Here is a 17,991-nt window from a genome sequence, read left to right as displayed (position 1 = left end):
ATGACACGTCTCCGCGTTGACCGTCACGGGCGCGTGTGTGCGTGCGTGGAGCCTGATAAGGGAACGGTTCGCGTCATACCCGTCACGATCTGCGACAACGCTTCACCCGCATGTGTCATGGGCCATCAGCCCGTAGCCGCTGATCCGAGCGCATCACCCGAAGGAGGTTGATCCCGTGGCGCACGTCAAGGACCTCTGGACCATCCCCAACCCCAGCGGGCGCGGACGCATCAAGGGCCCCCGCCACGGCTCCGGGCGACGCTGGCTCGCCTCGTGGGTCGAAGCCGGCGGCGCCCGCCGATCCAAGACGTTCGACACCAAGGACGCCGCCGTCGCACACCTCGAGCAGGTCGGTCACGAGCAGCGCGCCGGCACCTACGTCTCCCCAGCCTCCGCGCGCGCGACGTTCGTCGACGTCGCCGAGCGCTGGTACGCCGAACAGGTCCACCAGCGCGCCTCGACCCTGCAGGTCATCCGCCGGCGCCTGGACCGCACGATCCTGCCCGCGTTCACCGGCTACCGCTGGGACGAGATCTCGCGCGCCACCGTCCAGGCCACCATCACGAAGTGGACGCGTGACCTCGCCCCGTCCACCGTCCGCGTCGCCTACGTCTACCTCGCCGGGATCTGCCAGCTCGCCGTCGACGAGCGCCGCATCGCCACGACGCCGTGCACCCGGATCAACCTGCCCACCGTCGCCCACGAGCTCGTCGTCCCGCTCACCGTCGCCCAGGTCCAGGCCCTGACCGATTCCGCGGGCGCCGAGCACCGCGGCATGTTCGTGCTCGGGGCGGCGTCGGGGATGCGGAGCTCGGAGATGCGTGGGCTCACGTGGGACCGTGTGCGGCCGGTTGCGGACGGGGGAGCGGTGGTGCGGGTGGATCGTCAGCTGCTGCGGGCCTCGACGTCGATGGCGCCGTCGTGGGGGCCGCCGAAGACGATCTCGAGCGTGCGGAACGTGGCGATCGGGCCGGCGACGGTGGCGGCGTTGGGGGAGCCGGGGGAGGGGCTGGTATTCCGGTCGCGCCGTGGCGGTGCGGTGGTGTCGTCGGGGGCGTGGACGATCTGGCGGGAGGCGGCAAAGCGCGCGGGGGTGGAGTCCTCGGGGTGGCACGACCTTCGGCACTTCCACGCCTCATTGCTGATCGCGGGCGGGGCGTCACCGGTGGCGGTCGCCCACCGGCTGGGGCACAAGGACGCGACGGAGACGCTGCAGACGTACGCGCACCTGTGGCCGGATGATGATGAGCGGATGCGGGACGCGACGGACGGCCTGGTGCTCGCGACGCGGAGCTCGTAGCGAACAGGGAGCGAACAGCGCAGCGTCGTCGCAGGTCAGAGGGTCGGGGGCAGATGCCTGGCGTATCGGCCGGCTCATCCGCCGAACGAGTGAAGCCGCTGACAACGGTGCGGCGTGGGGGGATGACCAAGCATCGCGGATCAGTCCTGGGGGATCTCCCACGTCCAGAGGGGGCCGTTGTCGGGTGCGTAGGTCACCCACTTCTCGTTCCCGGTGACGTCCAGGACAAGCAGGCCTTCGGTGCTCTGGCCGGGTGTCGTCGCGGTGACAATGCCGTCGCCGCGCTGGGTGCAGTACATCGTCCCTTCGGTCCACTCGACCGGAGTGGGGTCGAGCTGGTCATCCCGTTCGACGCTCGTCCGCCACCGCCAGGGCTCGAAGAACCAGACCTGGTCGTCGGGTGCGCCTGCCGAGAGCTCGATGGCGAGGTCGAGGAACAGGTAGGTGCCCCGCTCTGATGGGTAGCGCGCTTCGTGGTTGCAGCCGTCCGCGTCGAAGTAGGCGTCTCGGAGCGTCAGTCGAAGGCCCTCGTCGGTGTCCCGGTAGGACATGAAGACCTCGTCGCCGATCTGCTTGACGGTCGCTCCGCTCGCGACGACGTCTGCGCCGGGTGCCGGCGGGAATGGATCGTCCCACAGTGCGTCGGGGATGATCTGGCCCCCCTGCTCGTCGACCTCGGTCCCGACTTCGGGGTCGGATGACGGCTCGTCAGTCGGTGAGGGTGACGTCGGGGACGGGGTCTCTGGCGCGGGGATCTCGGACTGCGTCGGCGCGGGCTGCGACGCGCCAGGCTGTGCGCATGCGGTGAGCACCAGGCCTAGCGCGGCGAGAGCGGCCCATCGCTCGGTTGGGCGGCGGGTCATTGCTGTCACGTCCAATCGCTGACATCGAGCTGGAGGGGATGGTCGGCCGGGTGTGACGACCGCGGAAAAGTTGTCGGTCGGTACGCCTTCTTGTGCGCGAACCACTGGAGGAGACTCGGCGGGTCTCGCCAACGACGGTGCCGGCCGCGTCTCAGATCATCGACCAGCCGCGTCGACGGAGCGCCCCCGCCCGCACGAGGAGGACGGGGCGGTCGTGTCAGCGGGTGATAGTGACGCCGGTGGCGGAGACGTAGATCGAGCCTCGTTCGAAGAGCTGCCACCAGGTGCCGTTGCCGACGTAGGCCTGGTCCTGCTTGGGGTAGCCGAGTGATCCGGTGCCGCCGCCGTTGGCGTTGTGCGCGTCGCGGATGGCACCGGAGACGGCGCTGCACTGCGGAACGTCGGGATAGGCGCTGGGCAGGCAGTAGATGATGGCGCGCTCGAAGGTCTGGAACCGGTAATCGTGACCCTGGACGGTGTCACGGCCGGTGGGGTAGCCGATGGGCCCGCCTCCGCCGCCGAGGGAGTTGTGCAAGGACTGGACGCTGCCGTGCGTGGCGTAGGTCCCGGCGGGGCTGGAGTAGACGTAGCCGGTGGCGAACTCCTGGTACCAGTGCTGGTAGCCCTCGCGGATCTCACCCTTCCACGGGTAGCCAAGCCATCCGCCTCCGCCACCGTTGGCCTGGTGGAAGCGCGCGATCGCGGAACTGTTAAAGGTGGTGGCGGTGAGGGGGCCCGCGTAGACGATGCCGCGCTCGAAGCGCTGGTAGGTCCGCTCCCCGAGGAACGGGTCACGGACGTCCGCTCGGACGGTGTCGATCGGGTAGCCCAGCGCGCCGCGGCCGCCGCCGTGGGCGAGGTGCTCGTCGTTGATGCTGCGTCCGCCGTCGGTACGAGAGGGGACGACGAACTGGCCGCGGGGGCTGTCGTAGACGACGCCGTCGGCGGTCCGCTGCCAGGACCAGCCCGGGGCGTCTGTGGACCATGCGGGGGCAGGTGCCACGACGGGTGGCGCCGGTTGGGCTGACGCGGCGGGCGTCGCGACGACTGTCAGGGCTGTCGCGACCGCCCAGAGCGCTGACAGCTTCGATCGCACGGTCATTCTCTTCTCCTCGAGATCATTTCGGTGTGCTGATCGTGGCAGGGCTGACCAGCTCGTGCCACCGGAGCGCACAGGCGAACTCGCCCTGTCCGCTCCCCGGTCCGACGAGGAACGGGGCGGTCGGGTCGAGATGCGATCGGGCCGAGGTCGGTGAGATCGCCATCGGCACGTCGTGATGCCCGACCGGCGATCTGCTGTGGACCGTGGCAGGTGCCGACCCCAGCACGGAGCTCGTGCCGCTTGCGGGAGCGCCCCAGCAGGACCGTGGCGTCAAACTTCAGGGATCTTCCAGGTCCAGAGGGGGCCGTTGTCGGGTGCGTAGGTGACCCATCCCTCCATGCCGGTGACGTCGAGGGCGTAGAGGCCCTCGGTGGACATTCCCGGGACCAGGGCCGTGACGGCGGACTCCTCGCGGGGGATGCAGTACATGGTGCCCTCGGTCCACTCCCAAGGCGTCGGGTCGAGCTGGTCGTCCCGTTCGACGCTGGCGCGCCACCTCGTCGGGTCGAAGAACCAGATCGTCTCTTCGGGGAGGTCCTCCGACAGGCTGACCTCGACGTCGAGGAAGAGGTAGGTGCCGCGCTCGGAGGGGAGCTTGGCCATGTGGGTGCAGCCCTCGCCGTCGAAGTAGGCGTCGCGCAGGGTCAGACGCAGCCCGTTCTCCGTCCCGCGGTAGGAGATGAACGCCTCCTCGCCCATCTGCTGCACCGAAGCGCCGCTCGCGACCAGCTCCGCATCGGGCGCCGGCTCGAACGGGTCGTCCCAAGGCGCGTCGCCGACCGGTGTTCCCTGAGTCGGTAGCTCCGGCGTCGCCTCCGACGGACCCGTCGAGGGATCCAGTGTCTCCGGCGTCTCGGGCGACGGCGTCGTCCCAGAGTCCGTGGGGATGCTCGACTCGTGGGCCTCGCTCGCAGAAGAGTCGGGTGCGGGCGCGGCGGGTTCCGCCTGTTCCGGGCCGGCGGCGCACGCGGCGACGAGGGTCATCAGGATCGGGAGGGCACCCCACCGGGGTGCATGTCTGACGGTCACGTGCTCAGGGCCGCGAATAGGTGACTGTCGCGCCCGAGGGCGAGACGGAGATCGAGCCGCGCTCGAACAGCTGCCACTCGTCACCGTTGGCCCTCTGCACCACACGCTGCATCGGGTACCCGAGCGATCCGGTTCCCCCGCCGTGAGCGTCGTGAACCCGGCGGACGGTGCCGGACACGTCGCTGCACTGCTCCCTACCCGTGTACGGGTGGGGGAAGCAGTAGATCGTGGTTCGCTCGAAGGTCTGGAACCGGTAGCCGGGCGCCTGAACGGTGTCCGGACCCGTGGGGTACCCCACCGTGCGACCGCCGCCGAGCCCCCGGTGCAGACCCATGAGATTCCCGGCCGTCACGTACGTGCCCGAGGGGCTGTCGTACAGGACGGTCAGGCGGAACTCCTGGTAGCGGTGCTGAGAGCCCTGGGTGATCTCATTCGTGACGGGATAGTTCAACCATCCACCTCCACCACCGTTGCGCAGGTGGAGCTGGGTGATCGGGGAGCGGTACAGCGTCGTGGCGGTCCAACCACCCCGGTAGACGATGCCGCGTTCGAAGCGCTGGAAGGTGCGCTCGCGGGTCCACGGGTCGGCGGTGTCGGACCGCTCCCTGTCCACCGGATAGCCCAGGGCGCCTCGTCCTCCTCCGTGCGCCGCGTGCTCGTCGGCGATGCTGCGCCAGCCCTCGGGGAGGTCGCGGACCAGGAACCTGCCGTGGGGGCTGTCGTACACGACTCCGTCCGCCGACCGCTGCCAGGTCCACCCCGGTGCGTCGCTCGTCCAGGCAGGGACAGGGGTGACGACCGGTGGGGCAGGACGTCCGACGGCCGTCGGCGCAACTCCCACGACCATCACGGCGGACAGGACCCACAGCACCGCACGTCTCGTTCTCCGGCCCACGGGTGGCTCCTTCTCTCCGTCACAGATGAACGGAGCATGTCAGGCGCTGCCGGTGGGCGCCACCGGAGGCGTGGACCAACCGCCGGTCGCACACCCACCCCGCCCCGTCGTCCCACGGGACCACCCCACGACGCGACCACGAACCGATGGCCGCGCCGCCTCCCGTTCGTAGCGTCGAGGCATGACGAATACGACCACCCGCACCCGCCGCACCGCCCCCGCGACCGCCACCCTCGCCGCTGTCGCCCTCCTCGCCCTCACCGGGTGCAGCACCTTCAGCGACCTGGGCGACAGCCTCAGCGGCAGCGACACCAAGGAGCACAGCGTCGACACCGGCGCCGAGGGCAAGGAGAGCCAGCTGCTCGCCTCCTGGGTCCCGGACGACGCGAGCGACGTCAAGGTCATGCAGCGCACCACCGGCAGCGAGCGCCTCCTCACCTTCACCCACGACGGCGACCTCCCCGCCGACTGCACCGCGATCGCCACCCCCGGCACGCCCACCGAGGAGGAGCTCGCCGCCTCCTACGCCACCGACGCCCGTACCGCCGACTTCCCCGTCGAGGACTGGACCACCACTCCGACCCTCGAGGCCGAGTGGTGGCCCGAGGGCACGATCGAGGGCACCACGCACCTGTGCGGCCGCTGGTGGGTGAGTACGTCCGGCAGCACCGTCTACGGTTTCGCCGCGTCGCAGAAGATCGAGCCGGCGAGCTGAGCCGCCCGCCCATCCGTCAGGCTGGGATCATGAGCGGACCGAGCGAGAGCACCGACCGGCGCCCCAGCAGCATCGAGCTCCTCCTCGACACCGAGACCGAGGCCCGGGTGCGCGAGGAGTGGCGCGCGCTGGCGGACGCCGGGCTGTCGAGCATGGGCGCCCACACGTCCGACAGCAACGCTCCGCACGTCACGCTGGTCGAGCACCTCGGGCCGCTGCCGCCGCTGCAGCGATGTCACCGCGCCGCCGTCGGGCTCCCGCTCCCGCTCGTGCTCGGCCCGCCGGTGCTGCTGGGGGAGGGGAGCGGCGCGTGCTCGCCCGGGTCGTCGTCCCGACGGCGGAGCTCCTCCGGCTGCACCGCACCACCCTCGCGATGCTCGGGGGACGAGAGCCGTCGGACCACACCGCCCCCGACCGGTGGCTGCCGCACGTCAGCCTCGCGCGGCGCCTGCGGTCCGCCGATCTCGAGCGGGCGCTCGGCCTGCTCGGCGGTCCGATCAGCGGGCACGCGCAGGACCTGCGAACCTGGGATCCGCGCGAGGGGCGGGTGATGGTACTCACCCAGGACGACGGCGTCACCAATCTTCTCTAGGTGATGGGGCTCGGAGTTGCTACGGTCATCGGGGCACTCACGAGAGTGTTGCCATCCCCGCCGTCCTGGAGGACACTGCATGCCGTTCCGCAGCAAGGAGACCCTCGAGCACTGGCTCGAGGAGTTCACCACCGCCCGAGGCGCGGGCGCGAGCATCAAGGTGATCATCCAGGACGGTGACGACGGTGCCGACACCGGCCTCATCGTCGTCCCGCTGCGCGACTCCACCGCCTCGATCTTCATGGAGCCCCGCGAGATCGGCGCTCCCGAGTGGCGGATCACCCTCGAGCCGCAGCCCGACCTCACCGTCCTGAGCCACCACGAGGTCAACGCCTTCGCGATGGAGATGCTCGTGGCCGCCGAGCTGTGCGCGTTCCTCGAGGCGAAGTCGGTCGGTCACGTCGAGGCTGACGACGTCGACGAGGACGACTCCGTCGACGCCTGACGCCGCACGTCGGCAAGCGCGAGCCACACGCCGTTCACCATCAGGCGCGCGTCCACGACCTCGACCAGGACCAGCTGCCGCGTCCACGCCGTCGCCCGCCCTCGGACGACCTCGACACCGTCGCGCTCCCACACCAGCCGCACCACCACCGGGATCGGCCCGGCCGGGTAGCGGCACGGGGTGAAGAACCGAGGGACGGGCCGCGCGTTGCGCAGCTCCTGCCGCTCGTGCGACCACGGTTCGACGTCGACATGGATCCCCGGCACGCGCCGACCCTCGCACGCGGGTCCGACATCGCCGTCGCACTCCACCGCTCACGCCACCACCCCCGCCCCCGACGGCGGGACGAGCCGCCGCACGTCGGCGGCCGGCAGCCACGCCGTCCCGAGCGGCCACCGCTCGTCCCGCACCTCCACGAGCACCAGGGTCCGGGTCCACGCCCGCGCGAGCGAGCGGACGTGCTCCGCGCCGTCGGACGCCCACACCAGCCGCGCCTCGACCGGGATCGGCCCGGCCGGTTCCGGTGCCAGTGTCCAGGCCAGCGGGAAGCGCCCCGGCTCCCCGACGGCGTTCAGCAGCCGCTGCGGTCCGGGACCCGACCGCGGGATCTCCCACGCCTGACGTGCCATGGCGCGATGGTGGCACCGGGGTCCGACATCGGGTCCGCCGCCCGACGGGCTCAGCCCTGGTCGACCTCGTCGACCTCCCGCAGCGCCAGCTGCTCCACGTGCGGCAGCGCCGCGAGCAGCACCGCGCTGTCGCTCACACCCGGGTCGAGCACGACGGCGTCCACACCGTCGGCCGCGAACCCCGTCAGGTACTCGACCGCGGCGGCGCGCGGCAGCGCCACCAGCGTGCCCGCCTCCTGCTCCGACAACCCCGAGGCGAGGCCGAACGCCTGGGCCCGCTCCGGTGTCGTGAAGATCGTGATGACGCCCTGCCCGTCGGTCTCGACGGCGTAGGGGGTGACCTGGTCACCCCATCCGCGTGCGATCACGAACCACTGCTCGAGCGCGAACGCGTCGCGCCACGCGGCGAGGTGGTCGGAGGTCTCGCCCGCCACGTCAGGACGCCTGTCGGGCCGCCAGCGACGCGGCGCCGACGATGCCCGCGGCGTTGCGCAGCTTCGCCGGCACGATCGGCGTCCTCAGGTCCAGGAGCGGCAGGAACTCCTTGTGCTTCTTGCTGATGCCGCCGCCGACGACGAACAGGTCGGGGGAGAAGAGGAACTCGACGTGTGCGAAGTAGCGCTGCAGCCGCGGCGCCCACTCCTCGAAGCTCCAGCCCTCGCGCTCCCGCACGCCCGAGGAGGCGCGGGACTCGGCGTCGAACCCGTCGATCTCGAGGTGGCCGAGCTCGGCGTTGGGGATGAGGACGCCGTCGTGGATCATCGCCGAACCGATCCCCGTGCCGAGGGTGATGACCAGCACCAGGCCCTTCTGCTCGCGCGCGGCGCCGTAGACGACCTCGCCGAAACCGGCGGCGTCGGCGTCGTTGGCGACGACGGCGCGCAGCCCGGTCGCCCGGCGCGCCACCTCGGCGACGTCCGTGCCGATCCACGCGTCGTCGACGTTCGCGGCCGACTTCGCCACCCCGTTCTTGATGATCGCGGGGAACGTCAGCCCCACCGGGGTGTCCTTCGGGAGCGTGAACGACGACGTCAGCTCGCCGAGCACGCTGCCGACCGCCGCCGGCGTCGCCGGGACGGGCGTGGGGATGCGGATGCGGTCGGCCGCGAACTCACCCGTGGTGAGGTCGACGGGGGCTCCCTTGATGCCGGAGCCGCCGACGTCGATCCCGAGTGCGAGGGCGTGCTTCTTCGCCATGACGATCCTTCCCGCGTGCGCGGTCGTGGGTCTGCGGTGGTGGTGTGGTCGGTTGGCCGGACGCTGATAGCCGGTCGGGGCGCGGTCCGGTGCCACGATGGAGTCTAGGAGTTCGGCGCGTCGGAGCGCCGGACCGGAGACGGAGGTGGCGTGATGGCGCAGGACGACACGGCCGAGCGGGGCTTCTACTTCAACGTCGAGACCGGCGCCGTGGAGCAGGGGATGCAGTCCTCCTGGACGCGGCGCATGGGCCCGTACGCCACGCGCGAGGAGGCGGCGCAGGCGCTCGCGACGGCGCGGCGTCGCACCGAGGACTGGGACGAGCAGGACCGGGAGTGGAACGACTCCTGACGGGGGCGAGCGCGTGAGGCGCCCGACGGCGCAGCGCGCGTCCCGCCGGCGGGCCTACGCCTCGTAGGTGTGCTCGGGCCCGGGGAACGAGCCGTCGTGCACGGCCGCGACGTAGTCGCCCGCAGCCTGCGCGAGCGCGGTGCCCACGGCTCCGAACTGGCGCGCGAACCGGGGCGACCAGTCGGCCATGCCGGCCATGTCGAGCCACACGAGCACCTGCCCGTCGCAGCCGGCCCCGGCGCCGATACCGATGGTCGGGACTGGCAGGGCGTCGGTGATCCGATGCGCGAGCGGTCCGGGGACCATCTCGAGCACGACGGCGACGGCGCCGGCCGCCACCAGCGCCTCGGCGTCCGCGAGCAGGCCCGCGGCGGCCTCCTCGCCCCGGCCCTGGACCCGCTTGCCGCCCAGGGCGTTCTCCGCCTGCGGCGTCAGGCCCAGGTGCCCCACGACGGGGATGCCCGCCCCGGTGAGGAGCTCGACGTGGGGTGCGATCCGCCGTCCGCCCTCGATCTTGACGGCGTTCGCGCCGCCCTCCTTGAGCATGCGGACCGCGGAGGCGTGCGCCTGCTGCGGCGAGGCCTCGTAGGAGCCGAACGGGAGATCGGCGACCACGAAGGCTCGCTGCGCCGCCCGCGATACCGCCCGGACGGCGGGGACCATCTCGTCCATCGTCGTGGGGATCGTGGTGTCGTGGCCGAGCATGTTGTCGCCCATCGAGTCGCCCACGAGCAGCATGTCGACCCCGGCGGAGTCGAAGATCCGCGCCGTGGGGGCGTCGTAGGCCGTGAGCATCGTGAGGCGGCGACCCGCGGTCTTGGCCTCGCGAAGGTGGTGCACCCGGACCCGCTTGGCGGTGCTGACGGACGCGGGCGGCGGTGCGGTGCTCATGACCTCCAGCCTAGCCAGCGGGCGGACGGCCACCGGCGTGGCGAGCGCCACCCGTCGGACCCGCGTGCGCAGGGGTGCCGTGCTGTGGAACGGTGGGCGAGGCAGCATGATAGGAACGTCGCGCACCAGCCTCGGATAGGAGAACGATGGACAAGCAGCAGGAGTACGTGCTCCGGGCGATCGAGGAGCGCGACATCCGGTTCATCCGGCTGTGGTTCACGGATGTCCTGGGCATGCTGAAGTCCGTGGCGATCGCACCTGCCGAGCTGGAGAGCGCCTTCGCCGAGGGCATCGGGTTCGACGGCAGCGCGATCGAGGGCCTGGCCCGCGTGTCGGAGGCCGACATGCTCGCCCGCCCCGACCCCTCCACGTTCCAGCTGCTGCCGTGGCGCGGTGACCAGCGCGGCACCGCGCGCATGTTCTGCGACATCCTCACGCCCGACGGCGAGCCCGCGGCCGCCGACTCCCGCAACGTCCTCAAGCGCGCGCTCGCGAAGGCGTCCGACCTCGGTTTCGCCTACTACACGCACCCCGAGGTGGAGTTCTACCTGTTCGAGACGCCGCAGGGTCCTGGCGCCCCGCTCGTCCCGGTCGACGACGCCGGGTACTTCGACCACGTGGCCCGCGGCACCGCGCACGACTTCCGCCGCGCCGCGATCGGCCTGCTCGAGTCGATGGGCATCTCGGTGGAGTACTCCCACCACGAGGGTGGCCCCGGCCAGAACGAGATCGACCTGCGCTATGCCGACGCCCTGTCGACCGCGGACAACATCATGACCTTCCGGACGGTGGTCAAGGAGGTCGCCCTCGACCAGGGCATCATGGCCTCGTTCATGCCGAAGCCGCTCGCGGGTCAGCCCGGTTCGGGGATGCACACGCACGTGTCGCTGTTCGAGGGCGACTCCAACGCGTTCTACGACCCCGCCGGCCGCTACGGGCTGAGCTCCACGGGCCGCAAGTTCATCGCCGGCCTGCTGCGCCACTCGGCCGAGATCACGGCCGTGACCAACCAGTTCGTCAACTCTTACAAGCGCCTGTGGGGCGGCGGCGAGGCCCCGAGCTACGTCTGCTGGGGACACAACAACCGCTCGGCGCTCGTGCGCGTGCCGATGTACAAGCCGAACAAGGGTCAGTCGGCCCGGGTGGAGTACCGCGGCCTCGACTCGGCGGCCAACCCGTACCTCGCCTACGCGCTCCTGCTCGCGGCCGGCCTCAAGGGCATCGAGGAGGACTACGAGCTGCCCGACGAGGCCGAGGACGTCGTGTGGGACCTCAGCGACTCCGAGCGCCGTGCGCTCGGCATCGCCCCGTTGCCGAGCAACCTGCAGGACGCGCTGGAGATCATGCAGTCCTCCGAGCTCGTGGCCGAGACGCTCGGGGAGTCGGTGTTCGAGTTCTTCCTGCGCAACAAGCGCCAGGAGTGGGAGTCCTACCGCGCCGAGGTGACGCCGTGGGAGGTCACCCGGTACCTGCGAGCCCTGTGAGCCGATGAGAGCGGCGTCCCCCCAGACCCGACTCATCCGCTCGGGGTTCCGCGAGCTGGAACGCGCGGCGGCGATCCTCGCCGAGCCGTGGTTCGGCGTCGTCGCCGGTGACGACGGCGGTGACCGGCTCCTCGCGGACCTCGCCCGCACGGCCGATCCCGACCTCGCCCTGCTGACGCTCTCGCGCGTGCAGCAGGCGGCCGGCGGGTCCCACGAGCGGTGGCAGCAGGTGCTGCGCACCCCCGGGGAGCCGCGCGAACGGCTGCTCGCCGTCCTCGGTGCCTCCGCCGCCCTGGGCGACACGCTCGCCGCGCACCCCGACGACCTCGCGTTCGTGGTCGACGAGGTCGGCCAGGGGATCCTGGCGGAGTCGGCCGACGACGTGCGCGCCACCCTCCTGCGCAGCGTCGGCGCCGATCCGCAGGACGCCGCCCCCGTGGCGGGCGTACCGGACGCCGCCGACGCCATGCGGCGCTGCTACCGGCAGCAGCTCCTGCGCGTGGCGGCCACGGACCTGACCCGACCCGACCCGCTCTCGACCCTCCCGGGCGTCGCGGCGACCCTGGCCGACCTCGCGGCGGCGGCGCTCGAGGCGGCGCTCGCGATCGCGCGGACCGAGGTCCCCGACCACCACCTGGTCCGCCTCGCGGTGCTCGGGATGGGCAAGACCGGCGGCCGCGAGCTGAACTACATCTCCGACGTCGACGTCGTCTACGTCGCCGAGGTGGCCGACGGCGTCGCCGACGCCGGTGACGGGGACGCCGCCGACCCCGCCGACCTCGAGGAGCGCGCCCTGCGCGTCGGCGCCCGCCTGGCCACCGGCCTCGCCCGCGCGTGCTCCGGCACGAGCCTCGAGCCCGCGCTGTGGGAGGTCGACGCCGCGCTGCGGCCCGAGGGCAAGCAGGGTCCGCTGGTCCGCACGCTCGCGAGCCACCTCGCCTACTACGAGCGGTGGGCGAAGACCTGGGAGTTCCAGGCGCTGCTGAAGGCCCGCCCCGTGGCCGGCGACCGCGCCCTCGGAGCCGCGTACGTCGACGCGCTCGGACCGCTGGTGTGGACGGCGGTGCAGCGCGAGAACTTCGTCGAGGACGCGCAGGCGATGCGGCGCCGCGTCGAGGCGCACGTGCCGCGCAAGGAGGTCGACCGCCAGCTCAAGCTGGGTGCCGGCGGCCTGCGCGACGTCGAGTTCACGGTGCAGCTGCTCCAGCTCGTGCACGGCCGGCTCGCCCCCGACATCCGGCGGCGCAACACGCTCGACGGGCTCGCCGCGCTGGCGCAGGAGGGGTTCGTGGGCCGCGCCGACGCCGCCCGCCTGGCCGTCTGCTACCGCTTCCTGCGACTCATGGAGCACCGCATCCAGCTGTACCGGATGCGCCGCACCCATCTCGTGCCGACCCAGGACCGCGACCTGGATCGTCTCGGCCGCTCCATGCGGATCGTCGCCGAGGACGAGGCCGACGTCACCACCGAGCTGCTCGTGCGCTGGCGCCACACGCGGCGCGACGTGCGCCGGCTGCACGAGGAGCTCTTCTACCGGCCCCTGCTGCCGGCGACGGCGCAGCTGTCGGCCGAGGACGCCGCGCTCGCTCCCGAGGCGGCTGGTGCGCGCCTGGCGGCGCTCGGCTACCGGGCGCCCGAGGCCGCGCTGCGCCACATCGCGGCGCTGACCGAGGGCGTCTCGCGGCGCGCGTCGATCCAGCGACAGCTGCTGCCCGTGATGCTCGGGTGGTTCACGGGCGGGCCCGACCCGGACGCCGGGCTGCTGGCGTTCCGCGCCCTCTCGGAGGACATCGGGTCCTCCCACTGGTACCTCAAGCTGCTGCGCGACTCCGGGGTGGCGGCGCAGAACCTCGCCCGCGTGCTGTCCTCCTCCGAGTACGTCGCGGCGGGGCTCCGCCGGTCGCCCGAGTCGGTGACCTGGTTGGCGGAGGACGGCGACCTCGCCCCCGCACACCCGAGGCGCTGGAGGCGGAGCTGGCGGGTGCGCTGCGCCGTCGGGAGGGGGATGCGACGGCCGCGGCGACGCGCGTGCGCCAGCTGCGCCGTCGGGAGCTGAACCGGACCGCCGTCGCCGACGTGCTCACCAGCCTGGAGTCCGACACCACGCCAGGGATCTCGTCGGCCGCCGACGCCGCGCTGCGCGGCGCCCTGCGGATCGCTACGGCGCGCGTGTGCGAGCAGCGCGGGCTCGACGCGCCGCCGACGACGCAGCTGGTCGTCGCGATGGGCCGCCTCGGCGGGCACGAGCTCGGCTACTCCTCCGACGCGGACGTCATGTTCGTGCACGACCCGCACCCCGACGTCGAACCGGCCGCCGCCCAGACGTTCGCGCTCGCCGTCGCGCAGCAGGTGCGCAGCCTGCTCGGGGAGACGGGACCGGAGCCGTCGCTCGAGGTGGACGCCGCGCTGCGCCCGGAGGGCCGCAACGGCCCGCTGACCCGCAGCTTCGCCGCCTACACCGAGTACTACGGCCGCTGGTCCTCGATCTGGGAGCGGCAGGCGCTGCTGCGCGCGCGGCCCGTGGCGGGCGACGACGCGCTCGGTGAGCGGTTCACGGCGCTGATCGACCCCCTGCGGTACGCGGGCGGTCTGGACGACTCGCAGGTGCGCGAGCTGCGCCGCATCAAGGCGCGCGTCGAGAGCGAGCGGATGCCGCGCGGGGTGCCGGCCAACCGTCACCTCAAGCTCGGTCGCGGGGGCATCACCGACGTCGAGTGGACGGTGCAGCTCGTGCAGCTGCTGCACGCGCACGACGTCCCGGGGCTGCGCACGACGCGCACGCTCGAGGCGCTCGACGTCGCCGTCGCGGCGGGGCTCGTGACGCCTGAGGACGGCTCCGTGCTCCGCGCGGCGTGGCGACTCGCGGTGCGGGCGCGGGACGCGATCGTGCTCGCCACGGGCCGGACGTCGGGGGCGCGGATCGACGTCCTCCCGTCCGAGCGTCGGGAGCTCGGGCACGTGGCGCAGCTGCTCGGGTACGGGCCCGACGCGGGCGGCGTGTTCGAGGAGGACTACCTCAGGACCGCCCGGCGGGCGCGCGGCGTCGTCGAGCGGGTGTTCTTCGGCGAGTAGCGCGCCCGGGCCGATCGCGCCCCGCCGCAACCGCGCCTCGTGGGGAAGGTCCGGATGTCATGGGCGTCCGGATCTTCCCCACGAGAGGCGGGCCGGTCCGGCTCAGGCGGCGGGCGCCGCCAGCACGGTGCGGATCGCCTCGACGAACGCGTCGATGTCCGCCTCGGTGGTGTCGTAGGACGCCATCCAGCGGACCTCGCTGCGCGCCGCGTCCCAGTCGTAGAACCGGAACTGCTCGCGCAGGCGGTCGGCGACGCCGACCGGCAGGGTCGCGAAGACCGCGTTGGCCTGCGTCTCCTGCGTGAACGCGAGCCCCGGCAGCTCACCCGCCGCGACCCCGGCCTCGAGCGCCGTGCGCAGGCGCTGCGCCATGGCGTTCGCGCGTCCGGCGTTGCGGAGGTACAGGTCGCCGCCGTAGAGCGCGATGAGCTGGGCCGCGATGAAGCGCATCTTCGAGGCGAGCTGCATCGAGAGCTTGCGCACGTACGGGAGAGCGTCGGCGCCGCCCAGCACGCGCTCGGGGTCCAGCACCACGACCGCCTCGCCCAGCATCATGCCGTTCTTCGTCCCGCCGAGGCTGAGGACGTCGACGCCGGCGTCGCGCGTGAAGGCCCGCAGCGGCACGCCCAGGGTGGCGGCGGCGTTGGAGATGCGCGCGCCGTCGAGGTGCAGCGCCATACCGCGCTCGTGCGCGTGGTCCGCCAGAGTGCGGATCTCCTCCGGGGTGTAGCAGGTGCCGAGCTCGGTCGTCTGTGTGATCGAGACCACGAGTGGCTGGGCACGGTGCTCGTCCCCCAGCCCCACGCCTCCCTGTCGACCAGGTCGGGCGTGAGCTTGCCGTCGGGCGTCTCGACGCCGAGCAGCTTCAGCCCGCCCATCCGCTCGGGGGCGCCGCCCTCGTCGACGTTGATGTGCGCCGTCGTCGCGCACACGACCGCGCCCCAGCGCGGCAGCACCGACTGGAGCGCGACGACGTTGGCGCCCGTCCCGTTGAAGGTCGGGAAGATGCGCGTGCCCTCGCCGAAGAGGTCGACGGCGAGCTCGGTCAGCCGCGTCGAGTAGACGTCCTCGCCGTAGGCCACCTGGTGGCCGTCGTTGGCGGCGGCGATGGCCGCGAGGACCTCGGGGTGGATGCCGGAGTAGTTGTCGGAGGCGAAGGCGCGCAGCGTGGCGTCGTGAAGGGGGAGGGCGTGGTCACGGTTGTCATTCTCCTGCAGCGTTCGGGGTGGTTCCGGTGATCGTGGTGGTGCTGCCGTTCAGGTCGGCCGCGGGGGAGTCCCAGAGCGCGGCGACCCGCGCCGCGAGGACGTCCTCGAGTCCGGCGACCGCCTTCACCCGCAGCACGACGGCGGCGCCCCGGAGGGCGGCGGCCTCGCCGTCGTCGGTGCGTGCGGCCAGCGTGAAACCGTGCGCGAGCGCGCCCGTCCAGTGCTCCGCCGCGGCCTTGAGCGCCCCGTAGGTGGCGCTACCGGCGCGGGGTGCGGCGACCGACGTCGAGGAGGCGATCGCGACCCGGCCCGCGTCGGAGGCGACGAGGTCCTCCCAGAACGCGGTGGTCGTCAGGCGCAGTGCGGTGAAGGCCGGGGCGAGCGCGTCGTGGACGTCCGGCGTCTGGCCGGGGACGCCACCACCACCGCGCCAACCGCCGACGAGGGGGAGCACGCCGTCGACCGGGCCGACGGCGTCGTGCACCTCACCCACGAGCCGGGCGACGGCGTCGGGGTCGGTGAGGTCGGCGCGCAGGGTGGTGACGCCGTCGAGTGCGGCGAGGTCGGGCATCTCCCGGCGCGCGACGGCGAGGACGCGGGCGCCCGCACCGCCCAGGACCTGGGCGAGGCGGGCGCCGAGCGCCGAGGAGGCGCCGGCCAGCACGATCGTGCGGCCGGCGACCCCTGCGCGTGCGTCGCTCCGGTAGGGCTGCTCAGGCATCGGCGGCGGTGATGCCGACCGTGGAGTCGATCACCGGCTTCAGCTTCTTGCCCAGCGCCTCGTGGAACATCGAGAGCGGGAACTCGTCGTCCATCACCGCGTCGGTGTAGCCCTTCGGCGGTCCGGCGAGGATCTCGCGCTCGAGGCCGGGCGCCCACAGCGATGCCGGGTGCGGCGGCAGGACGCCGCGCACGAGGTCGTAGGCGGCGAGCCAGTGCACGAGCTTGGGGCGGTCGATCGAGGCCCAGTAGAGCTCGTTGATCGCGTCCGAGAGCGCGACGACCGCGCCCTTGGCCGCCTCCCAGTCGATGTGCAGCTTCACGTCGGTCCACTCGATCACGTGGCGCTGGTGCAGCCACGCGAACAGCAGCTGGCCGCCGAGGCCGTCGTAGTTGCGCACGCGGGTGCCCGTGAGCGCGAACCGGAAGATCCGGTCGAGCACGACGGCGTACTGCACGCCCCGAGCGTGCCGACCCTCGGCCAGCTCGACCTCGGACAGCTCCTCGCCCGCGGCGAGCCGGGTGGCCGTGCGCTCCTCGATCGCGACGGCCTCGCGGAACGCGGTGAGGTCGCAGCGCATCTCCTCGAGGGAGTACAGGAAGAACGGCATCCGCTGCTTGATCATGAACGGGTCGAACGGCAGGTCGCCGCGCATGTGCGTGCGGTCGTGGATGAGGTCCCACATGACGAACGTGTGCTCGGCCTGGTGCTGGTCCTCCAGGATCGCGGCGAGGTCGTCCGGCAGGTCGAGCTGCGTGATCTCGGCCGCGGCACGCGTGACGCGCCGGAACCGGGCGGCCTCGCGGTCCTGGAAGATCGCGCCCCACGTGAACGTGGGGATCTCGCGCATCGCGACCGTCTCGGGGAAGAGCACGGCGGAGTTCGTGTCGTAGCCCGGCGTGAAGTCCACCAGGCGCAGCGAGCAGAACAGCGCGTTCGTGTACTGCTCCTTCTCCAGCGCGGCGACGGACTCCGGCCAGATGTTCTCCACCACGAGGGCCTCGACGTGCCGGTTCGGCGAACCGTTCTGCGTGACCATCGGGAACAGCACGAGGTGGCGCAGACCGTCCACGCGGTGGCGCTGCGGCTGGAACTCGTTCAGCGCGTCGAGGAAGTCCGGCACGCCGAAGCCCTCCTCGCGCCAGCGGTGCAGGTCGAGCACGACGGCGGCCAGGTAGGCGTCCTCGTGCGGGAATCGGGGTGCCAGGGACGCGACGGCGGCGACCATCCGCTCGACGAGCGCCGCGGCGGCCTCGTGGGCGCCGGTGTCGGGGATCGAGCCGTCCTTGACCTGGAGCGCCTGGATCTCGGTGGCAGCCGCCTTGAGGTCCAGCCAGGCGGGGTCGTGCTCGACACCGGCCGCGAGGAGAGGTCGACGGCGGTGGGGTCGACGGCGGTGGCGGAGCGGTCCTCGACGACCTCGGGCTCGCCGATGATCGCCTTCGTGACCTGCGGGTGGGTGGTCTGCGACATGAGAGGAACCTCCGATCCGGATCG

18 protein-coding genes and 2 pseudogenes are annotated in these 17,991 nt (G+C 72.4%); 7 read left to right on the top strand and 13 right to left on the bottom strand.

The features are described from left to right. The first annotated feature begins 175 nt into the window (after positions 1-175). Positions 176-1,300: a tyrosine-type recombinase/integrase gene (locus QQK22_RS07495; protein ID WP_284250362.1), complete on the top strand. Its 1,125-nt coding sequence runs from the start codon at positions 176-178 to the stop codon at positions 1,298-1,300. 140 nt (positions 1,301-1,440) lie between these two features. Here the strand turns inward: QQK22_RS07495 and QQK22_RS07490 are convergent, their stop codons facing one another. The 4 genes from QQK22_RS07490 to QQK22_RS07475 form a co-directional block, all read right to left on the bottom strand. Beyond that, positions 1,441-1,851, bottom strand: coding sequence for a hypothetical protein (locus QQK22_RS07490; protein ID WP_284250361.1), 411 nt, complete (start codon positions 1,849-1,851; stop codon positions 1,441-1,443). Positions 1,852-2,380: 529 nt separating this feature from the next. Then, positions 2,381-3,265 (bottom strand): LGFP repeat-containing protein, encoded by an 885-nt coding sequence (locus QQK22_RS07485; protein ID WP_284250360.1) that lies wholly within the window; start codon positions 3,263-3,265, stop codon positions 2,381-2,383. Positions 3,266-3,535: 270 nt separating this feature from the next. After that, positions 3,536-4,294 carry a hypothetical protein gene (locus tag QQK22_RS07480; RefSeq protein WP_284250359.1) on the bottom strand — a complete coding sequence of 253 codons (759 nt, stop codon included), beginning with the start codon at positions 4,292-4,294 and terminating at the stop codon, positions 3,536-3,538. A 4-nt stretch (positions 4,295-4,298) separates the two neighbouring features. After that, complete coding sequence (locus tag QQK22_RS07475; RefSeq protein ID WP_284250358.1) at positions 4,299-5,021, bottom strand: LGFP repeat-containing protein; 723 nt, start codon at positions 5,019-5,021, stop codon at positions 4,299-4,301. 349 nt (positions 5,022-5,370) lie between these two features. On the opposite strand from QQK22_RS07475, the gene QQK22_RS07470 reads away from it, so the two are divergent. Beyond that, a complete protein-coding gene (locus QQK22_RS07470) occupies positions 5,371-5,904 on the top strand; it encodes a hypothetical protein (RefSeq protein WP_284250357.1) in 534 nt (177 codons plus the stop codon). A gap of 16 nt (positions 5,905-5,920) precedes the next feature. Here the strand turns inward: QQK22_RS07470 and QQK22_RS07465 are convergent, their stop codons facing one another. Next, positions 5,921-6,058, bottom strand: coding sequence for a hypothetical protein (locus QQK22_RS07465; RefSeq protein WP_284250356.1), 138 nt, complete (start codon positions 6,056-6,058; stop codon positions 5,921-5,923). Positions 6,059-6,214: 156 nt separating this feature from the next. On the opposite strand from QQK22_RS07465, the gene QQK22_RS19240 reads away from it, so the two are divergent. Further along, on the top strand, positions 6,215-6,496 hold the full coding sequence (locus tag QQK22_RS19240; protein WP_284250355.1) for a hypothetical protein: 282 nt from the start codon (positions 6,215-6,217) through the stop codon (positions 6,494-6,496). Positions 6,497-6,575: 79 nt separating this feature from the next. Then, the gene (locus QQK22_RS07455; RefSeq protein WP_284250354.1) at positions 6,576-6,941 is read left to right on the top strand and encodes a hypothetical protein; all 366 of its coding nucleotides are present in this window, start codon (positions 6,576-6,578) and stop codon (positions 6,939-6,941) included. On the opposite strand, the gene QQK22_RS07450 is transcribed toward QQK22_RS07455, so the two are convergent. Genes QQK22_RS07450 through ppgK form a run of 4 tightly spaced genes read right to left on the bottom strand, consistent with a single transcriptional unit; the run spans position 6,893 to position 8,767 of the window. After that, positions 6,893-7,207 carry a hypothetical protein gene (locus tag QQK22_RS07450; protein WP_284250353.1) on the bottom strand — a complete coding sequence of 105 codons (315 nt, stop codon included), beginning with the start codon at positions 7,205-7,207 and terminating at the stop codon, positions 6,893-6,895. The genes QQK22_RS07455 and QQK22_RS07450 overlap by 49 nt on opposite strands. A gap of 48 nt (positions 7,208-7,255) precedes the next feature. Continuing rightward, the gene (locus tag QQK22_RS07445; RefSeq protein ID WP_284250352.1) at positions 7,256-7,570 is read right to left on the bottom strand and encodes a hypothetical protein; all 315 of its coding nucleotides are present in this window, start codon (positions 7,568-7,570) and stop codon (positions 7,256-7,258) included. Positions 7,571-7,620: 50 nt separating this feature from the next. Further along, positions 7,621-8,004, bottom strand: coding sequence for a hypothetical protein (locus QQK22_RS07440; RefSeq protein WP_284250351.1), 384 nt, complete (start codon positions 8,002-8,004; stop codon positions 7,621-7,623). Between the two features lies 1 nt (position 8,005). Further along, complete coding sequence (ppgK, locus tag QQK22_RS07435) at positions 8,006-8,767, bottom strand: polyphosphate--glucose phosphotransferase (protein WP_284250350.1); 762 nt, start codon at positions 8,765-8,767, stop codon at positions 8,006-8,008. A gap of 153 nt (positions 8,768-8,920) precedes the next feature. Between ppgK and QQK22_RS07430 the strand changes: the two genes are divergently transcribed. Further along, a complete protein-coding gene (locus QQK22_RS07430) occupies positions 8,921-9,118 on the top strand; it encodes a hypothetical protein (RefSeq protein ID WP_284250349.1) in 198 nt (65 codons plus the stop codon). 54 nt (positions 9,119-9,172) lie between these two features. Here QQK22_RS07430 and panB read toward each other — a convergent pair whose 3' ends face one another. After that, on the bottom strand, positions 9,173-10,009 hold the full coding sequence (gene panB / locus QQK22_RS07425) for a 3-methyl-2-oxobutanoate hydroxymethyltransferase (RefSeq protein ID WP_284250348.1): 837 nt from the start codon (positions 10,007-10,009) through the stop codon (positions 9,173-9,175). Between the two features lie 146 nt (positions 10,010-10,155). Between panB and QQK22_RS07420 the strand changes: the two genes are divergently transcribed. Together QQK22_RS07420 and QQK22_RS07415 are read left to right on the top strand one after the other, a co-directional pair. Continuing rightward, positions 10,156-11,493, top strand: a complete 1,338-nt coding sequence (locus QQK22_RS07420; RefSeq protein ID WP_284250347.1) for a glutamine synthetase family protein — start codon at positions 10,156-10,158, stop codon at positions 11,491-11,493. A 4-nt stretch (positions 11,494-11,497) separates the two neighbouring features. Further along, positions 11,498-14,565, top strand: a pseudogene (locus QQK22_RS07415) (bifunctional [glutamine synthetase] adenylyltransferase/[glutamine synthetase]-adenylyl-L-tyrosine phosphorylase). A gap of 102 nt (positions 14,566-14,667) precedes the next feature. On the opposite strand, the pseudogene QQK22_RS07410 reads toward QQK22_RS07415, so the two are convergent. The 3 genes and pseudogenes from QQK22_RS07410 to QQK22_RS07400 all read right to left on the bottom strand — a co-directional run bounded on the left by QQK22_RS07410 (position 14,668) and on the right by QQK22_RS07400 (position 17,800). Continuing rightward, positions 14,668-15,782, bottom strand: a pseudogene (locus tag QQK22_RS07410) (threonine aldolase family protein). Then, positions 15,769-16,494, bottom strand: coding sequence for an SDR family NAD(P)-dependent oxidoreductase (locus tag QQK22_RS07405; protein ID WP_284250346.1), 726 nt, complete (start codon positions 16,492-16,494; stop codon positions 15,769-15,771). The pseudogene QQK22_RS07410 and the gene QQK22_RS07405 overlap by 14 nt, the downstream one beginning before the upstream one ends. After that, positions 16,487-17,800, bottom strand: coding sequence for a DUF6421 family protein (locus tag QQK22_RS07400; protein ID WP_431310186.1), 1,314 nt, complete (start codon positions 17,798-17,800; stop codon positions 16,487-16,489). Before QQK22_RS07400 ends, QQK22_RS07405 begins: the two co-directional genes overlap by 8 nt. Between the last annotated feature and the right edge of the window lie 191 nt (positions 17,801-17,991).

The sequence above is a fragment of the Litorihabitans aurantiacus genome (genome assembly GCF_030161595.1).
Classification (GTDB): Bacteria; Actinomycetota; Actinomycetes; order Actinomycetales; family Beutenbergiaceae; genus Litorihabitans; species Litorihabitans aurantiacus.
The sequence above is the reverse complement of the archived record's forward strand: the minus strand, read 5'-3'. Positions and strand labels throughout refer to the sequence as shown.

Coding starts and splice junctions, on each gene's coding strand:
- QQK22_RS07490 (WP_284250361.1), bottom strand. CDS start 1,851: ATGTCCTACCGGGACACCGACGAGGGCCTTCGACTGACGCTCCGAGAC.
- QQK22_RS07485 (WP_284250360.1), bottom strand. CDS start 3,265: ATGACCGTGCGATCGAAGCTGTCAGCGCTCTGGGCGGTCGCGACAGCC.
- QQK22_RS07470 (WP_284250357.1), top strand. CDS start 5,371: ATGACGAATACGACCACCCGCACCCGCCGCACCGCCCCCGCGACCGCC.
- QQK22_RS07465 (WP_284250356.1), bottom strand. CDS start 6,058: ATGCTCGACAGCCCGGCGTCCGCCAGCGCGCGCCACTCCTCGCGCACC.
- QQK22_RS07455 (WP_284250354.1), top strand. CDS start 6,576: ATGCCGTTCCGCAGCAAGGAGACCCTCGAGCACTGGCTCGAGGAGTTC.
- QQK22_RS07445 (WP_284250352.1), bottom strand. CDS start 7,570: ATGGCACGTCAGGCGTGGGAGATCCCGCGGTCGGGTCCCGGACCGCAG.
- ppgK (WP_284250350.1), bottom strand. CDS start 8,767: ATGGCGAAGAAGCACGCCCTCGCACTCGGGATCGACGTCGGCGGCTCC.
- QQK22_RS07430 (WP_284250349.1), top strand. CDS start 8,921: ATGGCGCAGGACGACACGGCCGAGCGGGGCTTCTACTTCAACGTCGAG.
- panB (WP_284250348.1), bottom strand. CDS start 10,009: ATGAGCACCGCACCGCCGCCCGCGTCCGTCAGCACCGCCAAGCGGGTC.
- QQK22_RS07420 (WP_284250347.1), top strand. CDS start 10,156: ATGGACAAGCAGCAGGAGTACGTGCTCCGGGCGATCGAGGAGCGCGAC.
- QQK22_RS07405 (WP_284250346.1), bottom strand. CDS start 16,494: ATGCCTGAGCAGCCCTACCGGAGCGACGCACGCGCAGGGGTCGCCGGC.